The sequence below is a fragment of the Bradyrhizobium lablabi genome, from assembly GCF_001440475.1.
GTDB lineage: Bacteria > Pseudomonadota > Alphaproteobacteria > Rhizobiales > Xanthobacteraceae > Bradyrhizobium > Bradyrhizobium lablabi.
Genome location: NZ_LLYB01000030.1, coordinates 1 through 19,648, shown reverse-complemented (window position 1 = coordinate 19,648; position 19,648 = coordinate 1). Strand labels below are relative to the sequence as shown.

Sequence of the window (19,648 nt, the reverse complement as noted above, 5' to 3'; positions counted from 1 at the left end):
CGAACCTCATTCCGGCTGCAGGGCTGCAATCGTTTCCCTCACCAGCCGCTCGACCGCGACATGGTCGTCGTGCGGCGTAAAGGCCCAGCCGAGCTTGACGATGACGAGATCGTGGGACGGGATCACGATGGTGTATTGGCCCTGGCTGCCGATGGCCATGAAGCTGTCGGCTGGATAGCCTGAGGCAATGCGGGCGCGGGCGGCGGCGGAGTTGCCGCGCTGGGTCCAGAAGCCCGCGCCGTAGCCGTATTCGTCGGCGCTTTGCGGGGTGAGGCGGGCCGAATAGTCGACCCAGCCTTCAGGCAGCAGGCGCTGTCCGGTCTCGGTGACGCCATCGCGCAAGTACAACAGGCCAAAGCGTGCCCAATCGCGCGCGCTGGCCCAGAGGTGAATCGTGCCGAGCGGCACGCCGGCGCTGTCGTATTCGAGGGTCGCGTGCTCGAAGCCCAGTGGGGCGAACAGCTCGCGCTCGATAAACCTTCGTGCAGATTTCGCATTGCCCCCGGCGGCATCGCGGATCATCCGCGACAGCAGAATGAAATTGCAGTTGGTGTATCGCCACTCCTTTTCGGGCCTGGCACGCAGGCTCGCATTGGCCGCGAAGGCTGACTGGTCGGCCATGTCGAACTCCATCTGGGTGTCGGCATCGAAGATGGTGGTAAATCCCGTCTTCAGCGACTGGCCGCAGCCGATGCCACTCAGCATGCGCAGCAACTGGTCTGGTGTAATGGCGCGGCGCGGATCGTCCGGCGCCGACCATTCGGCTATCGGCGCCGGCTTTTGCATGTCGAGTTTTCCGCGGCCGACGAGAATGCCGAGCAGCGCATTGGTCATGGACTTGGTCATCGACCACCCGATCAGCGGCGTCGCCGGCGTGATGCCTGCCGCATAGCGTTCGCCGACGACCCGGCCGCGATGCAGCACCACGACCGCCTTGGTGAAGCGGCGTGGCCCGGAGGGATTTTCGGCAAACGCGTGATCCAGCGCTTCCGACAATCTATTGTTCACCGGGCCGACGATGCCCGCGCCGGCAATCGCCGAGGCTGACCGCACCAGCGGTTCGTCGGCTTCGCCCTGGAAGAAGCGGGCCTCGCGCCCGGGGTGCAGCACGCGGCATCCGAACGGCCCGTCATGAACGGCGCGGCTCTGCACCAGGCCGGCGAGGCTGGTGCGGACTTCCCGCTGTTGCCGGTCGACGTCGTAGCGGAGCAGGGCGCCGATCGGGCCGAGCTTCGGCTTGATGGCCTCGTTGTAGTATTCGTCCGCGTCCAGCCCCGCGACGAAGGTGGCCGAGCAGAGCTGATGGCTGGTGAAATGCACGGGCACGCCGGCAACGCGTGCGGGGCCCTCGCATCCAGTCAGCGCGGCGGCCGCCGCGCCAATACTTGCAAACGTCAATACGAGCCTCCAGTTTTTTCGTAAGGAGATCATCCACTTCGCCCATCGGTTGCGCGGGTGATGGTCTAGCCGCATGATGCGCCGGCCGTCTGTCGGCGCGCCGACACACGCGCCAATGACTTGCTGCACCGGGAAAGCGCGATGAACGAGGCCGTCAGATCGGTTGCGATCACATCGGAACAGCTGGCCGTTCTGAAAGGCAGCGAATGGTTCGCCGCGCTCGAGCCTGCGTTTCAGGAGGCTGTGCTCCGATCCTCGCGCGTCATGGCGCTGCCATCAGGCGAAACCGTGTTCCACCGCGGCGACGCCAGCGACGGCATCTACTGCGTCATCTCGGGCGCCGTTTGCTTCGGCGCCATCGCGCCGTCGGGCCGGGGATCGATCGTGGCGCTGGCCGAGGCGCCGCAATGGTTCGGCGAAGTGGCGTTGTTCGACGGCGGAGCGCGCACCCATGACGCCTGGGCCGACATCGCCTCGACGCTGCTGCATTTGCCGTTGCGCCACCTGACGCGGATTCTCGCCGACGATCCGGCGAGGTGGCAGCAACTCGGTCGGCTACTGGTGCGCAAGCTTCGGATCGCGTTGTCGCTGCTGGAGGATATGGCGCTCGAACCGCCCCGGGTCCGGCTGGCGCGATGCCTCATCCATCTGCTCGAGGGATATGGCCAGCGCAGGGCCGAGCCGTCCTGCAGCGTGCGTGTCTCGCAGGAGCGCCTCGGGATGATGCTCTCGCTCACCCGCCAGACCGTCAACGAATTGCTCCGGCAGATGGAGCGGGAAGAGATCATTCAATGCCGGCGCGGCGGTGTCCACATCCTCGATCCCGGCCGGCTCAGGGACGCGGCGCAGGTTTCGTCGTAACTTTCTTCGTGGGCACTCGCGCGCAAACGCGTTGTTAAGAAATGCCCCGCGCTGATTTGCGCGATTCCGATTCGTTCTTTGCGAACAAAATGGAGTCGGATGGAGAACAAAGCTGTGGCGCTGCTTGCTTCTCCGCTGATGTCGCCGCCAGCTCATCCGGTAGTGTTCGCGTCACGCGTGGAATCAAAAGATCGGCTCGCCGATCACGACCTCGCTGCTGGGCCCAGTACGATCACATCGCCTTGCCCGTCCTTCGCCGAGGATCAGCGAGCAATAGCCCACACACTTGCCGGCAAGCCCGGATCATTTGAACAGCGCGAAATAGATCACGTAAAGCCAGCCCAGGATGCCATGGATGATCGCCCAGAGGATCGAGTGGTTGTTGGTGTAGGAGATCGCGATGGCGAGTGCGGAGCCAAAACCCACGCCGTATTTCGCGCCCTCAACGCGCACCCCGTAATATCGATTTCCGTTCATGACGATCCTTTCCGGCGACCAGGGTGAGTTAGCGTAGCGCGCCGGCCATCGCGCGTGAATGGCGAATTGCGAAAGGCCGGTCCGGCAATACGCCCGTCAGACCTGCGTCGGTGTGGGTTGAAGCGCTGTGCGGCCCAAGTTAAGCGTCTGCGATGAATGAGCCGACCGGCGGCGTTGATATTCCAGCCCAAAAATCCGATCCGAAACCGGCCCTGCTTGGGATCGCATGCGGCGCTGGCGCCGCGCTGTTCTGGGCGCTCGGCTTCGTGGCGACTCGGCACGGGCTGAAGGTCGGGTTCACGCCCGCGGACTTGCTGATGCACCGCTTCCTGTGGTCGGGCATCGCGTTCCTGCCGCTCGTGCTTCGCGCTCGTCTCGGCAATCTCGGTGGCATCGGCTGGGGCCGCGGACTGGTGCTGATGGTGCTGGGTGGGCCGGTGATGTCGATCATCAGCTATACCGGTTTTCTGTTCGTGCCGCTCGGCCATGGCAGCGTCATCCAGCCTTCCAGCGCGACGCTCGGCGGCCTGCTCCTTGCGGCGGTGTTTCTCCGCGAGCGGGTTCCGCTCTCGCGCGTGCTGGGGGCGCTCGCCATCGTCGGCGGTCTCGTGGTGATCGGGGTCGAATCGATCGGCCACATCGGTCCCGACGGCGTGCTTGGCGATCTGCTGTTCGTGCTGACTGGATTCATGTTCGCGGTCTTCGGCACGCTGCTGCGGCATTGGCGCGTGTCCGCCTTCTCGGCCGCTACCGTCATCAGCGTGCTGTCGCTCTCGCTGCTGCCCCTCTATGCGGCCTCCGGCGGGTTCGCCCGCGTGGCGGCGCTTGGCTTTGGTGAAAACGCGCTGCAGGCGCTGGGGCAGGGCGTCCTCGCCGGCCCGGCCGCGATGTACCTGTTCGCGTTCTCAATCCAGACCATCGGCGTGGCCCGCGCTGCGGTCTTCCCGGCGACCGTGCCGGCGCTGACGATACTCACAGGCTGGCTCCTGCTCGGCGAGCAGCCAACGGCGCTGCAGGCGGCGGGACTGGTTACGGTGCTGTCGGGGTTCTATCTCGCGCAGCGCCAGCGAGCGTAGCGATCCGGGCTACGCCTGCTCAAAAGACCGGCTCGCCGATCGCAACGTCGCTGCGCGGGCCGAGCACGATCACGTTGCCATCAGCGTCCTTGGCGCCGAGGATCAGGAGTTCGGACGTGAAGCCCGCGATGTTTTTCGGCGCGAAATTGCAGACGCACACGACGAGCGAGCCGAGCAGCGACGCCGGTTCATAGTTCGTGATTTGCGCACTCGACCACATGATTCTGTCAGCGCCGACGTCGACGCCAACCTTGTAAGACGGATTGCGCGCGCGGGGGAACGGTTGCACGTCCACGACCTCGCCGATCCGGATGTCGAGGCGAGCGAAATCGTCGTAGTTGGCCTGAGGTTTGAGAGCGGTCATGTCGTGCTCACGGTTTGCGCTTTCGGTCGCCGAAGACATCCGCATCGAATGTCTTGGGATCGACGGGATCGTAGCGCGACCAGTCCATGGAGGGATCATTGCCGTAGCGTGCCTGCCAGGCCGCATCGGTCCGCGTCCCGCCGGGGGCGACGGGGCGGATCTCGAAATGCAGGGTTTTGGTCGGACCGGTTTCGCCGATCCGGTCGTTCTTCCGTATCGTCGCGCCCACTTCGATCGGCCGCCCGTCGCGGCCTGCGATGCGGCCAAGCTGAGCGTAGCGCGTGAACGCGACGCGCCCGTTGGGATAGCTTTGCTTCACCACCACATAGCGTCCGCAGCGGCCGATGCCGAAGGCGTCGACGGAGGCCGCTTCATCCTGTTCGACCCTGACCACGACGCCGTCATCCACCGCCCTGATCGGTGCGCCTTCGGTGTCATTGCTGAGGTCGATGCCGGGATGAAATTCCGGTGTGCCGCATCCGCAAGGCGGGTTCATCGCCGTCTTGTCGGTGGCTCCGGCCGCCTTCGGGGCCTCGAATTCGTTGACCAGCAGTCCCGGCCCCTCGGGCGTCGTGAAAAGGTGGATCGCAAACAAGGTAACCGAGCCACCGAGCTTCACCTCGCCAGGCAAATGCGCGCGGACCACGTCCTGGATGAAGAGCAGCGCTTCCTTGCCCTTGGCCGAGCGCACCTTGATGCAACGCGTCACCTGGACGCCGTCGATCTGCGCCTTGTCGAAGCTGAGCATCCGCATGGTCTGCGGGATCGCCTGGACGGCGCAGGCCTCGCCACAGGAGATCAGCTTCACTTCGAGCCGCAGCGGATTTGCCTGATAGAGGTCGAGGCCGCTCTGCGGGCGCGGCTTGGCCAGGATCTCGTCGAGATCGGCCGCCTGGTAGCGCGCGAAGTCGAAGGCAAGCGCCGGCGTCGCGGCGAGCGCCACGAGCATGGCGGCGAGGCGCAAGCGCTGCAGCGCCGCCCCGACATGCGTTTTGTAATCGAGAAGCGCCCGCGCCATTTCCATCAAGTCCCCCATCGCGCAAATCCGCCGCAATCGCCAGCGGATTCATCGCTGCCACCACAGGGGTATGGCACAACGAAAATACTACTGGAAGTGAGCCAGGCACGGTGAGGCAATGACGCGAGTAGGGCGGGTTAGCGAAGCGCAACCTGCCGACGATACGCGTGCAAAAGCGGCGGAGGTGGTGAGAATCACCCGGCCATTCGGAAACTCCATTGCCTGTTTTTCCGGAAAGGACGGCCGAGCGGCTCGCGCCCCGACACCATCGACACGTTTTTCGTCGACCGCAGGCGGATATCGACGCATCAGCCCCACCAGCGTTCGCGTTGGCCGATGGAGTGCCGACCCAGCCCAAAATTCCAGCGAACCTTGACGGCGCCTCGTGCGACCAAACCCGCAGTTCCGCAATCTATTACCGCATGCGTGCATTGCAGCAATGGACTATTGCAACGCAACAAAATGGATATTAGGTCCATATTTCAAGCTATTAAGGAGAACTGACGTGAAAAAGATTTCCCTGGCCGCTGCCGCCGCTGTGTTCGCGATGACGGCTGCTACCGCCGCTGTCGCAGCCGAGTTGCCGACCTACGAAAAGGCGGGCTTTCCGGCCTCCGCCATGCAGCTTCGGGTGCTGGGCGCCGAAAACGTTCAGGAAGCATCGCCGGTCGCAACATCAGCCACGCCCGTCCAGCTCAGCGTGCTGACGCCGCGGAACAGGATCACGACCGCACAGGGCCAGACCAGCACCACCGGTCACGCCATTCGCTAAAGGACGGCCGCTTGATCGGCGCGCGAGTTGGCACCGACTTGCGAGAAAGCTAGCAGAAAGCCCGCGATATCCTCGCGGGCTTTCTTGATGCATGTAAGCGATGGGCAGATGTTGTCGCCAATACGGCTTACGCCTTCTTCACGAATTCCGATTTCAGATTCATCGCGCCGATGCCGTCGATCTTGCAGGCGATGTTGTGGCCGTCTGCGCCCTCCGTCAGGCGGATGTTCCTGACCTTGGTACCGCCTTTGACGACCGACGACGAGCCCTTCACCTTGAGGTCCTTGATGACGATGACGCTGTCGCCATCCGAGAGCGCGTTGCCGTGGGCATCGCGCACGCCCGCCTCAGGCGAGGCTTCTCCGGCGCTGCCGGCCTCGGCGCTCCACTCATGGGCGCATTCCGGGCAAACCCACAGGCTGCCATCCTGATAGGCATGTTCGGAATTGCATTTCGGGCAGTCCATTGTCGTCCTCAAATCCTGTCCAGGCGGAGCGCACCGTAGGTTCATGTCCGGGTAAAGCAAGGGAAAATCCTCGGGTCCCAGGAGGGGCAACGCGCCCGCGGCATCGAGCAGCTCGCATGAGCGCAGCGACATCCGGGATGACGAGAGAGTAGGTCCCGGATATCGCTTCGCTCATCCGGGCTACGAGAGCGAAGGGCGAAGAACGCGGGCTTTTGTCGCGATAGCCGGGCTTTGCAGCTTCGCGTGCACCCCATAAGCTGACATCAGCCGAACGCGCCCCGCCTCTCGTCAGAGATCGTCGCGTCACGCCGATCGAAGACCGGAAGGCAAGGAGAACAGAACAGCAAAGCTGCAACGCGGCGCACGGCCCTTGGGAAGGGGAGGAAACCGATGCCGCTGTCGATCGACCGCCGTCGCGCGCTTGCGCTCGCCAGTTCTTTCATTGCCGCGCCGTGGCTGGTGCCGCGGGCGGGCCGCGCCGCAGAGGCCTGGCCGGTCCGCCCCGTGAAATACGTCAACGGCTTTCCGGCCGGCGGCGCCACCGACACGCTTTCGCGCGTGCTCTGCCAGAAGCTGAGTGAACTCTCCGGGCAATCTTTCGTGGTCGAGAACAAGGCCGGCGCCGGCGGCGTGCTCGGCGCGGACGCGATCGCGAAATCGCCGCCGGACGGCTACACGGTCGGGCTCGGCGGCATCGCCTCCAACGTGCTCGCGATCGGCTCCTACGCCAAACTGCCGTATCGGCCGCGCGAGGATTTCACCTTCATCTCCGGCATGTGGCAATTGCCGAACATCTTGACCGCGAAGAAGGACCTGTTCTCCGCGGACCTGAAGGAATTGCTCGCGGCATTCAGGAAGGAGCCGGGCAAATACACCTACGCCTCCGCCGGCTTCGGCACCACGCTGCATCTCTCCGGCGAGATGATGAACAGCATGGCCGGCGTGCAGGTCCGCCACGTGCCCTATCGCGGCGCCGCGCCGGCGCTGAACGATTTACTCGCCGGCAATATCGATCTGCTGTTCGACAATCTTCCGGGCTCGCTGCCGAGCGTGCGCGCAGGCACGATCAGACCGGTTGCGGTCACCGCGAAGAAGCGGATCGCAGAGCTTCCCGACGTGCCCGCGATGGCCGAACTGTTGCCCGGCTACGAGATGACCTCCTGGGCCGCGCTGGTGGGACCGGCTAACATGCCGCCCGACCTCGTCGCGCAAATCAACGCGCTCGCCGCCAAGGCGCTGAACGACCCTTGGGTGAAACAGCGCTACGCGGACCTCGGCGCCACCACCTGGCCGACCACGACGCAGGAGATCACGGCGTATCGCGACAGCGAGGAAGGAAGGTTGCTGCCGATCATGAAGGCGGCCGGGATCAAGCCGGAGGGCGGGGGATAGGTGCAGCGAGTGGCGAGTAGCCCGCACAAGCGAAGCGATATGCGGGAGTGCGAGCTATAAACACCCGACAGGGCCGCCCCGGATGTCGCTCCGCCCATCCGGGCTACTTGCTACTGCCCGGCATCTGCGCGCAAACGCGTTGTTAAGAATTGGCCCGTGCTGATTTGTACTGATGCGATTCGTTCTTTGCGAACAAAATGGAGTCGGACGGAGAACAAAGCTGTGGTGCTGTTCGTTTCTCTGGAGCGAGCGTAGCCCGGATGAGCGCACCGATATCCGGGGTAATGCCAAATGGTCTCGGATATCGCCGCACTCATCCAGGGCACTCGCTGAGGTCACTCCAACCGCGAAGGAGTATCCGATGAAATCGCTTTTGCTACTCACGGCGAGCGGTCCGCTGCTCATTCTCACATCGCACGGGTCCTTGCGCGATCAGAGGCTGCTTGAGGTGCTCAAGCAGAAAGGGATCGGCAAGTTCGTCGCGTTTGAGGTCCCATTGTCGCTCGCCAAGGCGCGCTACGGCGGGCATTTTCAGGCGGTCGAGAGCAATCTGCACGAGACGGATGATTTGAGGGTCCTCGACTTCAACGGCCAGCGGATCTTTCAGCTTTTCCGCTTCGATGAACTCGGTTCACCGATCCTGCAAGAACAGCAAGCGTAGCTCGGAAGAGCGCAGGGTACTGCTGGAGTTTGTCCCGGATATCGCTCCGCTCATCCGGGCTACGTGCTACGCAAGCATGAAGCAAACGCGTTGTTAAGAATTGGCTCGCGCCGATTCACGCTGATACGATTCGTTCCTTGCGAACAAACTGGAGTCGGAGGGAGAACAAAGCTGTGGTGCGGCTTGTTTCCCTGCTTCAGGTGGGTGTCGGCTGGCGTTATGATCATCCGACCGAGCGGGGCGCGAATTCATGGCGAAGAAAACGGGCAAGCGGGCAGCGCGGCAAACGGTCCTCGTGATCGACATCGGCGGTTCGCGCGTGAAGTTCATGACCAGCACGGAGCGAACCAGGCGCGCGTTTGCGTCCGGTCCGGATCTCTCTGCGAGAGCGATGGTGAGGCAGGTCAAGGCGCTGACGAAAGACTGGTCCTATGACGTCGTCTCAATCGGGTATCCGGGGCCTGTCATCAACAACCGGCCCTTGTCGGAGCCGCACAATCTCGGGCAGGGGTGGGCCGGTTTCAATTTCGAAAAGGCCTTTGGCCGCCCGACTAAGCTCGTCAACGATGCGCTGATGCAGGCGGTCGGCAGCTACCAGGGCGGCCGGATGCTGTTCTTGGGGCTCGGAACCGGTCTTGGCTCCGCGATGATCGTGGACGGCATTCTGGAACCGATGGAGCTCGCTCACCTGCCGTACCGCAACGGCAAGACGTTCGAGCAATATGTCGGCGCCGCAGCCCTCAAGCGGGTTGGCAGGAAGAAATGGCAGCGCACGGTCGATGACGTCCTGAAGCGTCTGCTCGCAGCCCTTGAGCCGGATTACATCATGCTGGGCGGCGGCAACGCCGACAAGGTCGCCCGCCTGCCGCGCAAGGTCCGCCTCGGTCTCAACACCAATGCGTTCGAGGGCGGGTTTCGGCTGTGGAAGAAGGGCGCGGTCAAAGCGGCCGGTGTTGGGCGATAGAGAATGCCGGAACTGGCGACGTCAGCAGCATTGCCGCGATTTAACTGGTGCAGCTTGCCGGATCGGGGCAACACGCCGCGGGGCTGGGGGCGCCGGGACTTCCTTTCATTCAGACGATGCCGGATACCGAGATTACCGAGGAATGCCGCGCCCTGATCGCAAGCGTGTTCGAACCCCCGCCCGGACGGCGTCTGCCGAACGGCAACTGGCGGATCGAGATCGACGCGGCGACGTGGCAGTGGCTGCAGAAGTTGCGACTGCAGGACGAGTCGATATCGGACTGCATCATTCGCATCGTCATCATCACCTTGCATAAGCGCGGCTTGCAATAGAGAGGCAAGGGGCGAGTAGGGCGGGTTAGCGACCCGTTGGGCCAATCCGCCAGCGCTTGCTTTCCCTTGACATGTCCGCGCTCCGCCGCCGGAATGGCTGACAGCGCATAAGCGCGCGTCGCGGTGTCTCACCCGACGCATAAAAAACAAAGCGGGAGGGTTTGCGAATGTTTCGCCAAGTGCTTCGCTATGTGTTTCGCCATGTCAGAAATTTCGCGCTTTTCGCGATTGCGGCCGCAAGCCTTCTCGGCGCCGGAAGCGCGCAAGCAGCGTTCCCGGAGCGGCCGATCACGCTGATCGTGCCGTGGGCCGCCGGCGGCGGCACCGACGCGGTCGCGCGCCAGATCGCCCACATGCTGGAACGCGATCTCCAGCAGCCGGTGAACGTCGTGAACCGCACGGGCGGGTCGGGCGTGGTCGGCCACCAGGCGATCGCGTCAGCCGCGCCCGATGGATACACGTTCGGGCTCATCACGCTCGAGATCAACCTGATGCACTGGGTGGGGCTCACCGATCTCACCTTCGAGAAGTATACGCCGCTCGCGCTGGTCAACCAGGACCCCGCCGCGATCCACGTGAAGGCGGACGCGCCCTACAAGGACGTCAAGGAGCTGTTCGCCCATATCAAGGCGAACCCGAACAAGGTGGTGGCCTCCGGCACGGGGCAGGGCGGAAGCTGGCATGTCGCGCTCGCCGGCCTGATGCAGGCCGACGGCGTCTCGCCCGGCTCGATCCGCTGGGTGCCGTCCACGGGTGCAGCGACCGCGCTGACGGATCTCGCGGCCGGCGGCGTCGACTTCGTCGCGTGCTCGATGCCGGAAGCGGAGGCGCTGATCAAGGCAGGCCGCGTGCGCAGCCTCGTGTTCTTTTCGCCGAAGCGCGCGCCGAACTTCCCCGATGTGCCGACCACCGAGGAGGCGACGGGTCACAAATGGCACAAGGGTGTGTGGCGCGGCTTTGCGGCGCCCAAGGGCCTGCCGCAGGAGATTGCCACGCAGTACGAGACCGCGATCAAGAAGATCTGGGACAGCGCGGAGTTCAAGGAGTTCATGAACCGGCGCGGCTTCGACATGATCTATCTGGGGTCGGCTGACTTCGCGGCGTTCATGAAGGCGGACAACGAGGACAACGGCCAGGCGCTGAAGTCGCTCGGGCTGGCGAAGTGAGGGAATGAAGGGAGTGAGTAGGGCGGGTTAGCGAAGCGTAACCCGCCGCCTCGGTCGCGCAGAGCGGCGGATTACGCCTTCGGCTAATCCGCCCTACGCTTGCTTGCTGACGATATCGTGTCCCGGACGCGCTGCGGATACACCGCAGGGCCCGGACATAAAATCGCGAAAACAACCCCATGCAAAGTAGAAGAGGCCCGACCTCGCACCGCTCACGCCGCTTGCGTCCGGCGCACGAGACGGTCCGTCGTCACGGTCGAGCGAGCGTAGCCCGGATGAGCGGAGCGACATCCGAGCGGTCCCCGGATGTCGCTACGCTCATCCGGGGACCGTGCTGGGCCAATCCGGCTATCGGCAAGAATGCGTCAGGCCGTCGTAGCCCCGGTAGGTTCCGGTCGTCGGGTTGTAGGTGCGGAAGCCGGTGCAGAGCATGGCCATGGTCCGCCCGCGCGGCTTGCGGGCTGTCTTGTGGGTTGTCCCGGCCGGTTGCACCGATTTGCTCTGCGCTATCCCTTCGCTGCGGCTGGCGAGCTTTGCCGGCTTGGCGACAGGCTTCTGCTTCACGGCGGACTTCTCGCGCACAAGCGCGGGTTTCTCCCCGACAGGTGCCAGCTTCCGACTGACAACCGCTGGCTTCGCGGCCGGAACGGCCGGCTTCTGCTCGATGGCGCCAGTTTTGTCGTCCACGGCCGCCGACTTCTCTTGGACGGCCTTCTCTTGGACGGCGGCGGGCTTGTCCTGCGCAACCGCTGGCTTCGGCTCGGCAGGGGCGGGTTTCGGCTCGGCGACCGCAGACTTGTCGTCCGTAACAGCCGACGTGCCAGCCGCCTTCTCCTGGACCGCTGCGGGCTTGTCCTGCGCAACCGCTGGCTTCTCCTCGGCGGGGGCCGGCTTCTGCTCGACGACGGCAGGCTTGTCGTCCGTGGCGGCCGCCTTCTCCTCGACCGCCGCGGGCTTGTCCTGCGCGATGGCTGGCTTCTCCTCCGCAGGCGCCGGCTTCTGCTCGGCGATGGCAGGCTTGTCGTCCGTGGCAGCCGCCTTCTCCTCGACCGCCGCGGGCTTGTCCTGCGCGATGGCCGGCTTCTCCTCCGCAGGTGCCGGCTTTTGCTCGGCGGTGGCGGGCTTGTCGTCCGCGGCCGACGGCTTCTCTTCGGAAGCCGCCGCAGGCTTTTCCTGCGCCGACACTGAGGGCTGCGCGGCGGTCGGGCCCGGATTGCCCGTGGCCGATGTCTGCGCGAGCGCCGGAGCGCTTAATCCCATAAACAAGACGCAACACAGCACACCGGCGCGCGCGGCGACGGCCGTCGATAAAGCTGACAAATGCATGGATGGATACTCGGCTAATTGTCCCCGTGAAAGTTCCACACCCATTTGCGGCAAGTCTGTGATCAGCGCGGCTCTTTCGCTGATGACGACGCGCTTAGCACCGAGCGTGTGTGCCGGCTGCCACACTACGCGTCTGAGGACTGGCGCCAGGACTGCGAAAGCGTTTTGGTGAGTGCAACTGATGGAAGAATTCGCCAAGTGCACAATCTAGGGGTGGGGAGTCCGGATGAGCGCAGCGATATCTGAGGGCGATGTTGGAGTCGTCCCGGATGTCGCCTTGCTCATCCAGGCTACTTGCCAGTGCCATTCATCCTGGTGGCGCCGCTTCGCGACTCCTCAGGATTGAGGTCTGGCAGATCCCGCATGGCGGGATAGGTCAGGCCGGTTGACGATACACGCCGCGCTCTCCGACCATGATGGCTGACGTCTGGCGCGCTTGATGCTACCATGCCGCTCGCTCGGATCGTGCGGGTTATGCCCTCTTGCAGGTACGTAAACCGTTCATCGGCCCTGTCTTAAGTCCGGTTCTGCGAGACAACGTCATGAACCGGCGATCGGAGCCACAATCTCCCACATACTTCGTCCGCCTGCGGCGAAGCGTCGTTAGAGCATGATCGCGTCGGCGTTCAGCGCCTGCGCGAAGTTCGACATCAGCAAGGACAACGATATGCGTCTTACGTGCAAGCACGTCGTCTCTAACTCCGCGGCGGTTCGCGGGAAAGGCGTGGGCCGCCGCTTTGATCCAGGGAGGAATCAATGAGGCCCATCAACCCAAGCAAATACGCGATACCCGCCGTAGCGATGACACTTGCGAAAGCAACGCTCGTCGCCGGAGCACTGGTAGCCATTGCTACCGCGGCTGCCCTGGGAGAGCCGATTGAAAAGAAGGGGACCACGCCCTACGTGACGCACTTCATTTTCAAACCGTTGATGAGCATTGACATCTCAGGACTCGGTACCGCCACCGCGCTGGAGGCGGTCGGGACGACCCAAAACATGAAGGGAGAGAAGATGCTGGACAAGATGTCGGCCCATTGCACGGCGTTGAACGTGGCGTCCGGCGACAAGAAATACATCGACGGCGCCTGCGTGCTGGCCGACAGCGACGGTGACAAGATTTTCTCAACCTTCGATACGCGCGACCTCGATAAGTCGCAGCCGAAAATGGATTGTGGCACCCACATCATCACCGGCGGTACCGGGAAGTATAAGGGGATCACCGGGAGCGAGCCATTTGCCTGCATAACCATGCCTGCGCCCGCCGGCCCGGGCGGCTATTTCGCGATGGACATCCCGCACAATACGACGTGGGAAATCAAATAGGAACCTCGATGTCCCCCAGAACCGGGAGTGCAGCGAGCGCAGCCCGGATGAGCCAACGGGTCGCGCGAATGCGCGCCCCGCGACGAGCGCGATTGTGCTCGCGCAGATGACAGCCTCCGCAATCGGGGGAGATGTGCGAGTAGTCCCGGATGTCGCTTCCGCCTACGCTCTTCGAGCTACGGCGGACAAGCCGCTCGTCCGGGCTACTCGCTGTCACCGTCATTCGGACGGGCTCACTTCATGTGATTGGTGGTGCGCAGGGGCGGTGATGGTGGCTCCGCTCGCACCGTTCATGGATCCCGGGCGCTTGTGATTCACATCACGGAAATTGAAGCGCGGCTGCCTCACGCTGAACGGATGGATCGAAGACCGATCCCTTTCCTGGCCAATGGAGCAGAAGATGAATACGCGGAAAGATGAATTCAGCAGCCCGCAGAATACGGTCGAACTGGCGCTTGTCGAACTGGACAAGGTGAGCGGTGGGCGGAAGGCGGACGCATTGGAGATCCGATACCTGAATTGGGTCAAACAGTTTTATTCGCCATGGGCGAACATCAACTTTGGCGGGGGGCGGACTGCCATCGCCTAGAACGGTGTGTCGTCGAGGCTGAAGCGGGCTCGCCAACAACAGGTGTGCGCGCGAGCAGGGCGGTTAGAACCGAAGGCGTATCCGCCGTTGGCACCTGACGGCGGATTACGCTTTGCCCTATGCGCTACGCTCGCTTGAATCTTGGACCGCCTCAAACCGCGCTCATCTGAGTTCCTGGGCGAGTCCGATGAGAAGCCCTTCAGGCCCACGGATGTAGCAGAGCCGATACGCGTCTTTATACTGGACTACTTCGCCTACGAGCTGCGCGCCGCGCGTGCGGAGCCTTTCAAGCGTCTCGTCGACGTCGTCCACGGCAAACATGACGCGGAGGTAGCCCAGGGCGTTGACCGGCGCGTTCCGGTGATCTGCGACGACAGGCGGCGTGAGGAAGCGGGAGAGCTCGAGCCGGCTGTGGCCGTCCGGTGTGCGCATCATGGCAATCTCGACGCGCTGATCGCCCAGTCCAGTGACACGTCCGGCCCATTCTCCTTCGACCGTGGCCCGCCCTTCGAGGTCGAGGCCGAGTTCGCGAAAGAAATCGATCGTTCCTTCGAGGTCTTCGACGACGATTCCTACGTTGTCCATTCGCTTGAGCGCCATGTTTCCAATCTCCAAGGTGTCGCCTGGTCTAACAACGGACGCTTGAGGTACCCCCAACACCGGCGACCATCCGGGCTACTCGCTGCTTTATCGTTTCGGTCTCCGTTGGTAGACCCCTGAAAACGACACGTTTGCGCCGCCGCAATGGAGATTGTCGCCGACGACCAGTAATTTGCCGACGAGCTGCATGGTGACCTGGCAGTCGAGTTCGTCCGTGCCGTCGCCGAATTTCATTTTATCGGCAGAAGGTTTTGCGTCGTAATCGAGCTCGCCGGTATGGGTGCGGCTGCCCGAACCCCATGTGGCCTCGCCCTTGATGGCCAGCTGACCTGCCTCTTTCGATTTCGAGATGCGAATGAAATTGTCGTAGCCGCGCCATTCGCCGAGCCAATCCCGCATCTCCGGTGGTCGCATGTCCCCCTGCCACGCAAGCCTGTCGGTCTCGATCCAGCCGACCGTCTCAGAGCCCTTGCGAGGTTGAAACCAGCTGCATGCGAACTTGCCCAACGTCCGGGAAACAATGACTTCATCGTTGGGTATGACATAGGTTTTCAGACGACAGGCCTGGTCGTCGGGGCATCGCTCGTTGGCATCGCCGTGGAAATAGATCCTGTCGCCGGCCGCGCCCTTGATCTTCGCCAGCCTGTAGTCCGTGCTCTCGCGTGGAAAAGATCCGTTCCGACAAATGTTGTCGGCGTCGCCCTTGAGCTGGGCGGATGCGGGCGAGGTCTGGAGAAGGCTCCATGCGAGGAGTCCGAGCGAAGCCTGGACAAGGCGTCTCATTGGGTTTTCCGCCTCACCTCTCCCGCTTGCGGGGGTCGAGACGAGCGAAGCTCGCTCTGAGGTCGGCGCGAAGCGCCGGGTGGGGGCTCTCCCCACTCGGGTCGCCCGCGGAGATACCCCCACCCCAGCGCTCCCCCGCAAGCGGGAGAGGGAGCGCACCTTGGTCGCAAGCAAACCTAACAACATCACGCTCTAACGCCACATGCCGCGCATGCGCTCGCGAATATCCATCTGCACGGCCTGATTTGGCGTCGCGCGGGCCACAGGCGCCGCCGCCGGCCATACCTGCCGATCGAACAGCTTCACCAGATGGTCCGGTATGAACCGCGTCCGCGACGCATAGACATGGCGGTCGCCGCGGGCCTGCTGACCATGCACGAAGAAGCGCTGCGGCACGATCAGGTGCAGATCGTCCTTGGCGCGCGTCATCGCAACATAGAGCAGGCGCCGCTCTTCTTCGAGTTCAGCCGTCGTGCCGGCGCCGAGATCGGACGGCATGCAGCCGTCGACGACGTTGAGGGCGTATACCGATTTCCATTCCTGCCCCTTTGCGGAATGGATGGTGGACAGGATCAGATAGTCTTCGTCGCGCAGCGGTGGCCCCGAGCGATCGCTGGTCGCATCAGGGGGATCGAGCGTGAGTTCGGTCAGGAAGCGCTCGCGGGAGGGATAACCCGAGGCGATCTGCTCGAGCTGTAGCAGATCGGCGAGCCGCACCTCGGCATCCTCGTGGATGCGCTCCAGATGCGGGGTGTACCAGAGCCCGATGCGCTCGATGTCGACAGGCCATTCCGAATAGCGGAGATTACCAAGCGTTTCGACAAAGGCGGTCCAGTCCTGGCCGGCGCGGGGCGGGGTCGGCAGCGCCGCAAGCGCAGAGATCGGATCGGCCATGACAGTGGTTTGATCGAGAATGCGCTGCGCCGACGCTGGCCCGATGCCGGGCAGCAGGTGCAGCACGCGGAATCCGGCGACGCGGTCGCGCGGGTTCTCGATGAACTTGAGTAGCGCCAGAACGTCCTTGACGTGGGCGGCGTCCAGAAACTTCAGGCCGCCGAACTTGACGAAGGGAATATTGCGCCGTGTCAGCTCGACCTCCAGCGGGCCGCTGTGCGACGACGTCCGGAACAGGACAGCCTGCTCCTTGAGCCGCGATCCTTCCTCGCGGTTCGCCAGCACCTGCTCGACGATGTAGCGCGCCTGGTCGGCCTCATCGCGCACCGTAACGAGGCGCGGCAGCCGGGCCGAATGGCGCTCGGTCCAGAGGTTCTTGGTGAAGCGTTCCTTTGCCAATCCGATCACGCCATTGGCTGCCGCCAGAACCGGCTGGGTCGAGCGATAGTTGCGGTCGAGCGTGACAATCTCCGCCCGCGGGCTGAAATGGTCGGGAAAATCCAGGATGTTCCTGACGGTGGCGGCGCGAAACGAATAGATCGATTGGGCGTCGTCTCCCACCACGGTGAGGCCACGCCCATCCGGCTTGAGCGCCAGCAGGATCGCCGACTGCAGCTTGTTGGTGTCCTGATACTCGTCGACCATGACATGATCGAACCGGCCGCCGATCTCCTGTGCGATGGTAGGCTCCGATACCATCTGTGACCACCACAGCAGCAGGTCGTCATAGTCGAGCACATTCTGCTTCTGCTTGGCCTCGACGTAAGCCGCGAACAGTCGCTTGAGTTCATCCGCCCATCCCGAACACCAGGGATAGTGCTGTCCGAGCACCGTCTCGATCGGCATCTGCGCATTCACGCAACGGGAATAGATCGCAAGGCAGGTGCCCTTGGTGGGAAAGCGGGACTCGGTCTTTGAAAATCCGAGCTCGTGGCGCACCAGGTTGAGCAGGTCGGCCGAATCTTCCCGGTCGTGGATCGTGAAGGCCGGATCGAAGCCGATCGCTTCGGCGTATTCACGCAGCAGCCGCGCCCCGATGCCGTGAAAGGTACCGGCCCAGGTCAGCGCCTCCGTCATGATGCCGGCCTTGTCGCCGAGCACGCGGCGCGCAATGCGTTCGACCCGCTGGGTCATCTCGGCGGCGGCACGGCGCGAAAACGTCATCAGCAGCATGCGGCGCGGGTCGGCGCCGCTGATGATGAGGTGGGCCACACGATGCGCGAGCGTGTTGGTCTTTCCGGATCCCGCGCCGGCGATGACGAGAAGCGGCGCGCCGATGGTTCCATCCGCGCCGATGCCGTGCTCGACGGCCCGGCGCTGTTCGGGATTGAGGCTTTCCAGATATTGATCGGTCGTTTCAGCCAGCACGAATCACCCCATGTCATCGGAGACTCGGCCGATTCGCAGGGGCTCGCAACGACGAATGTCCGCTCTTTCCCGTTATCCGACAAACGCGTTGTTAAGGATTGGTCCGCGCTGATTTGCGCTGATGCGATTCGTTCCTTGCGAACAAAATGGAGTCGGATGGCGAACAGAGCTGTGGTGCTGCTTCGCGAGTGAGTAGGGCGGGTTAGTGAAGCGTAACCCGCCGGCTGGTTCGTGGAGAACAGCGGATTACGCTTTCGGGTGATCCTACATTCGATAGAACGTCTTGTGCGCCAGTTACCTTTTGGTAGCATCCTCTGATTGAATTGGGGGATTTCATGAGGAAAGCCGAAGCAAAGCAGATCTTCGAGGGGCGCAATGGCGATAACCTCTACGACGCTTATGGACCAAGCAAGTTAGGTAACAAGATTGTTTGGGAGGGCTTCGTAAAGGACGCCGATAAAGAGTGGCAGGCGCGATACATTCTGGTCAATCCAGACAAATCGTACGAGATTTACGAGGACTTCCAGGCCTTCATGCTCGAGGTTGGAGACCTGTACGATGGTTTGGAGTCGAAGCGACTGCGCGAACGGATGATGGTTGTGATGCCTGCTGTCGCGCTTCTGGTTGCGATTGGAATATGTGCGTATCTGGTAGTCTTCAAGGAAAATTACAGTGCGTGGGCAGCAGCCTTTATGTTTTTCAGCATAATCGCTTCAGCGTGCGTTCTATATTTTGGAACCTATAAGCAGCCAAGACTCCCCGGCGCATCGACGTAAGACATGCTGTCCCAACTGAGCTATTGGCCTTGGATTATTGGCGCCGCGGTTTCATTCGTGGCAGCTATAGCTACAACGAAGCGCACCGTTGGAGAAACAACCGTTGATCCTAGTGTGGCCACGTTCGCGAGCGGGGGCATCGCGGTCATCTTTTGCGCTTTGGTCGAGGCCGCAAGCACTGGAGTATTCGTCGATAGATCAGTAGCAGATATTCTGGATGCTACTCTTGGGCTCGCGCTTACGAGTTTGGTATCCTCGGCGATAGGCGGAGGACTAGGCAGTTATCTCATGTGGCGCCGGTTTGAACGCTCGCAATAATGGCCCCAATTGGGGTATACGCCTGCTGCTCTCAGCGCTTACGGCAAAGTCGACCGGGCGATTGGAGCATCCCTACGAGGCTGTGAGGAATTGACATGATTAACTGGAAGGAGATCTCGGACGGAGACCAGTGGGAGCTGTTTACCAGAGATTTCTTGTCCGAATTGGGCTTCGTAATTGAAATTGGACCGGGCCGCGGTGCCGATGCGGGGCGCGACATATTGGTCTCGGAGCAGCTAAAGGGAAGAGTGCAATCAAAGAAGTTCAGCTGGCTCGTTAGCTGTAAGCATTTTGCAACGAGCGAGAAGGCTGTTGGACCGGACCAAGAAACTAACATCACGGATCGGCTGAAGCACCACTCAGCCAAAGGCTTTCTCGGCGTTTACTCGACCATGCCGAGCTCCTCGCTGATTAATCGCCTGCAGGAATATTTAGATCGCGGCGACATTGAAGCTTACGAAATATTTGATGCGAAGAAGATTGAAGCTCATTTCGCTTCTGCTGGTATGTCAAAGCTTGCGCTGCGATACTTTCCCATAAGTTATGGCCGCTTACGTCCAATTCAACAGATTTTGGGGACCAAAGTTGAGATATTATGCGACGTATGCGGAGCAGATATTCTTGCGCGGAGCGTCCTCGAAACCGCGCGAGCGAATATCGTCTGGGAGTGCAATTGACCTGCCACTGCGTATTTCCTCCAGAAGGAGTTAGAGTCCGGCCCGAA

General features: G+C 62.6%; 21 protein-coding genes. 12 read left to right on the top strand and 9 right to left on the bottom strand.

The genetic code is table 11. The features are described 5' to 3' along the window. Window positions 1-6 precede the first annotated feature (6 nt). Window positions 7-1,398 (bottom strand): serine hydrolase domain-containing protein, encoded by a 1,392-nt coding sequence (locus CQ14_RS00835; RefSeq protein WP_199805406.1) that lies wholly within the window; start codon window positions 1,396-1,398, stop codon window positions 7-9. Between the two features lie 141 nt (window positions 1,399-1,539). On the opposite strand from CQ14_RS00835, the gene CQ14_RS00830 reads away from it, so the two are divergent. Continuing rightward, on the top strand, window positions 1,540-2,259 hold the full coding sequence (locus CQ14_RS00830; RefSeq protein ID WP_057856064.1) for a Crp/Fnr family transcriptional regulator: 720 nt from the start codon (window positions 1,540-1,542) through the stop codon (window positions 2,257-2,259). A gap of 303 nt (window positions 2,260-2,562) precedes the next feature. Here CQ14_RS00830 and CQ14_RS44365 read toward each other — a convergent pair whose 3' ends face one another. Then, window positions 2,563-2,736 (bottom strand): hypothetical protein, encoded by a 174-nt coding sequence (locus CQ14_RS44365; protein ID WP_187399379.1) that lies wholly within the window; start codon window positions 2,734-2,736, stop codon window positions 2,563-2,565. Window positions 2,737-2,888: 152 nt separating this feature from the next. On the opposite strand from CQ14_RS44365, the gene CQ14_RS00825 reads away from it, so the two are divergent. After that, window positions 2,889-3,812 (top strand): DMT family transporter, encoded by a 924-nt coding sequence (locus CQ14_RS00825; RefSeq protein ID WP_057856063.1) that lies wholly within the window; start codon window positions 2,889-2,891, stop codon window positions 3,810-3,812. Between the two features lie 19 nt (window positions 3,813-3,831). Here the strand turns inward: CQ14_RS00825 and CQ14_RS00820 are convergent, their stop codons facing one another. Next, window positions 3,832-4,176, bottom strand: a complete 345-nt coding sequence (locus CQ14_RS00820) for a tRNA-binding protein (RefSeq protein ID WP_057856062.1) — start codon at window positions 4,174-4,176, stop codon at window positions 3,832-3,834. Between the two features lie 7 nt (window positions 4,177-4,183). Next, a complete protein-coding gene (locus tag CQ14_RS00815; protein ID WP_082649633.1) occupies window positions 4,184-5,212 on the bottom strand; it encodes a M23 family metallopeptidase in 1,029 nt (342 codons plus the stop codon). 487 nt (window positions 5,213-5,699) lie between these two features. On the opposite strand from CQ14_RS00815, the gene CQ14_RS00810 reads away from it, so the two are divergent. Continuing rightward, a complete protein-coding gene (locus tag CQ14_RS00810; protein ID WP_057856060.1) occupies window positions 5,700-5,966 on the top strand; it encodes a hypothetical protein in 267 nt (88 codons plus the stop codon). Between the two features lie 127 nt (window positions 5,967-6,093). Here CQ14_RS00810 and CQ14_RS00805 read toward each other — a convergent pair whose 3' ends face one another. Beyond that, the gene (locus CQ14_RS00805; protein ID WP_057856059.1) at window positions 6,094-6,432 is read right to left on the bottom strand and encodes a zinc ribbon domain-containing protein YjdM; all 339 of its coding nucleotides are present in this window, start codon (window positions 6,430-6,432) and stop codon (window positions 6,094-6,096) included. Between the two features lie 390 nt (window positions 6,433-6,822). On the opposite strand from CQ14_RS00805, the gene CQ14_RS00800 reads away from it, so the two are divergent. From CQ14_RS00800 to CQ14_RS00780, 5 genes are all read left to right on the top strand, one after another. Further along, on the top strand, window positions 6,823-7,824 hold the full coding sequence (locus CQ14_RS00800; protein ID WP_057856058.1) for a Bug family tripartite tricarboxylate transporter substrate binding protein: 1,002 nt from the start codon (window positions 6,823-6,825) through the stop codon (window positions 7,822-7,824). Between the two features lie 361 nt (window positions 7,825-8,185). Then, window positions 8,186-8,485, top strand: coding sequence for a hypothetical protein (locus tag CQ14_RS00795; RefSeq protein ID WP_057856057.1), 300 nt, complete (start codon window positions 8,186-8,188; stop codon window positions 8,483-8,485). Between the two features lie 250 nt (window positions 8,486-8,735). Further along, a complete protein-coding gene (locus CQ14_RS00790) occupies window positions 8,736-9,449 on the top strand; it encodes an ROK family protein (RefSeq protein ID WP_057856056.1) in 714 nt (237 codons plus the stop codon). 47 nt (window positions 9,450-9,496) lie between these two features. Then, window positions 9,497-9,781, top strand: a complete 285-nt coding sequence (locus CQ14_RS00785; protein ID WP_156434598.1) for a hypothetical protein — start codon at window positions 9,497-9,499, stop codon at window positions 9,779-9,781. Between the two features lie 167 nt (window positions 9,782-9,948). Continuing rightward, window positions 9,949-10,947 (top strand): Bug family tripartite tricarboxylate transporter substrate binding protein, encoded by a 999-nt coding sequence (locus tag CQ14_RS00780; protein WP_057856054.1) that lies wholly within the window; start codon window positions 9,949-9,951, stop codon window positions 10,945-10,947. 348 nt (window positions 10,948-11,295) lie between these two features. On the opposite strand, the gene CQ14_RS00775 is transcribed toward CQ14_RS00780, so the two are convergent. Next, window positions 11,296-12,399, bottom strand: a complete 1,104-nt coding sequence (locus CQ14_RS00775; RefSeq protein ID WP_156434597.1) for a BA14K family protein — start codon at window positions 12,397-12,399, stop codon at window positions 11,296-11,298. 630 nt (window positions 12,400-13,029) lie between these two features. On the opposite strand from CQ14_RS00775, the gene CQ14_RS00770 reads away from it, so the two are divergent. After that, window positions 13,030-13,596, top strand: a complete 567-nt coding sequence (locus CQ14_RS00770; protein WP_057856052.1) for a hypothetical protein — start codon at window positions 13,030-13,032, stop codon at window positions 13,594-13,596. A gap of 400 nt (window positions 13,597-13,996) precedes the next feature. Further along, window positions 13,997-14,185, top strand: a complete 189-nt coding sequence (locus tag CQ14_RS00765; RefSeq protein WP_156434596.1) for a hypothetical protein — start codon at window positions 13,997-13,999, stop codon at window positions 14,183-14,185. Window positions 14,186-14,347: 162 nt separating this feature from the next. Here the strand turns inward: CQ14_RS00765 and CQ14_RS00760 are convergent, their stop codons facing one another. The 3 genes from CQ14_RS00760 to CQ14_RS00750 all read right to left on the bottom strand — a co-directional run bounded on the left by CQ14_RS00760 (window position 14,348) and on the right by CQ14_RS00750 (window position 17,830). Next, window positions 14,348-14,785 carry a VOC family protein gene (locus CQ14_RS00760; protein WP_057856050.1) on the bottom strand — a complete coding sequence of 146 codons (438 nt, stop codon included), beginning with the start codon at window positions 14,783-14,785 and terminating at the stop codon, window positions 14,348-14,350. Window positions 14,786-14,872: 87 nt separating this feature from the next. Continuing rightward, a complete protein-coding gene (locus tag CQ14_RS00755; protein WP_057856049.1) occupies window positions 14,873-15,568 on the bottom strand; it encodes a hypothetical protein in 696 nt (231 codons plus the stop codon). 192 nt (window positions 15,569-15,760) lie between these two features. Continuing rightward, window positions 15,761-17,830, bottom strand: a complete 2,070-nt coding sequence (locus CQ14_RS00750) for an ATP-dependent helicase (RefSeq protein ID WP_199805404.1) — start codon at window positions 17,828-17,830, stop codon at window positions 15,761-15,763. 335 nt (window positions 17,831-18,165) lie between these two features. Between CQ14_RS00750 and CQ14_RS00745 the strand changes: the two genes are divergently transcribed. Both CQ14_RS00745 and CQ14_RS00740 read left to right on the top strand, forming a co-directional pair. Continuing rightward, window positions 18,166-18,606, top strand: coding sequence for a hypothetical protein (locus CQ14_RS00745; RefSeq protein ID WP_057856048.1), 441 nt, complete (start codon window positions 18,166-18,168; stop codon window positions 18,604-18,606). A 413-nt stretch (window positions 18,607-19,019) separates the two neighbouring features. Then, window positions 19,020-19,601, top strand: coding sequence for a PDDEXK family nuclease (locus CQ14_RS00740; RefSeq protein WP_057856047.1), 582 nt, complete (start codon window positions 19,020-19,022; stop codon window positions 19,599-19,601). Window positions 19,602-19,648 lie beyond the last annotated feature (47 nt).

What these genes read in the sequence shown, in the direction of transcription:
- CQ14_RS00780 (WP_057856054.1), top strand. Translation starts at nt 9,949, where the DNA reads ATGTTTCGCCAAGTGCTTCGCTATGTGTTTCGCCATGTCAGAAATTTC.
- CQ14_RS00815 (WP_082649633.1), bottom strand. Translation starts at nt 5,212, where the DNA reads ATGGGGGACTTGATGGAAATGGCGCGGGCGCTTCTCGATTACAAAACG.
- CQ14_RS00770 (WP_057856052.1), top strand. Translation starts at nt 13,030, where the DNA reads ATGAGGCCCATCAACCCAAGCAAATACGCGATACCCGCCGTAGCGATG.
- CQ14_RS00830 (WP_057856064.1), top strand. Translation starts at nt 1,540, where the DNA reads ATGAACGAGGCCGTCAGATCGGTTGCGATCACATCGGAACAGCTGGCC.
- CQ14_RS00800 (WP_057856058.1), top strand. Translation starts at nt 6,823, where the DNA reads ATGCCGCTGTCGATCGACCGCCGTCGCGCGCTTGCGCTCGCCAGTTCT.
- CQ14_RS00805 (WP_057856059.1), bottom strand. Translation starts at nt 6,432, where the DNA reads ATGGACTGCCCGAAATGCAATTCCGAACATGCCTATCAGGATGGCAGC.
- CQ14_RS00790 (WP_057856056.1), top strand. Translation starts at nt 8,736, where the DNA reads ATGGCGAAGAAAACGGGCAAGCGGGCAGCGCGGCAAACGGTCCTCGTG.
- CQ14_RS00755 (WP_057856049.1), bottom strand. Translation starts at nt 15,568, where the DNA reads ATGAGACGCCTTGTCCAGGCTTCGCTCGGACTCCTCGCATGGAGCCTT.
- CQ14_RS00740 (WP_057856047.1), top strand. Translation starts at nt 19,020, where the DNA reads ATGATTAACTGGAAGGAGATCTCGGACGGAGACCAGTGGGAGCTGTTT.
- CQ14_RS00825 (WP_057856063.1), top strand. Translation starts at nt 2,889, where the DNA reads ATGAATGAGCCGACCGGCGGCGTTGATATTCCAGCCCAAAAATCCGAT.
- CQ14_RS00745 (WP_057856048.1), top strand. Translation starts at nt 18,166, where the DNA reads ATGAGGAAAGCCGAAGCAAAGCAGATCTTCGAGGGGCGCAATGGCGAT.
- CQ14_RS00820 (WP_057856062.1), bottom strand. Translation starts at nt 4,176, where the DNA reads ATGACCGCTCTCAAACCTCAGGCCAACTACGACGATTTCGCTCGCCTC.
- CQ14_RS00765 (WP_156434596.1), top strand. Translation starts at nt 13,997, where the DNA reads ATGAATACGCGGAAAGATGAATTCAGCAGCCCGCAGAATACGGTCGAA.
- CQ14_RS00795 (WP_057856057.1), top strand. Translation starts at nt 8,186, where the DNA reads ATGAAATCGCTTTTGCTACTCACGGCGAGCGGTCCGCTGCTCATTCTC.
- CQ14_RS00760 (WP_057856050.1), bottom strand. Translation starts at nt 14,785, where the DNA reads ATGGCGCTCAAGCGAATGGACAACGTAGGAATCGTCGTCGAAGACCTC.
- CQ14_RS44365 (WP_187399379.1), bottom strand. Translation starts at nt 2,736, where the DNA reads ATGAACGGAAATCGATATTACGGGGTGCGCGTTGAGGGCGCGAAATAC.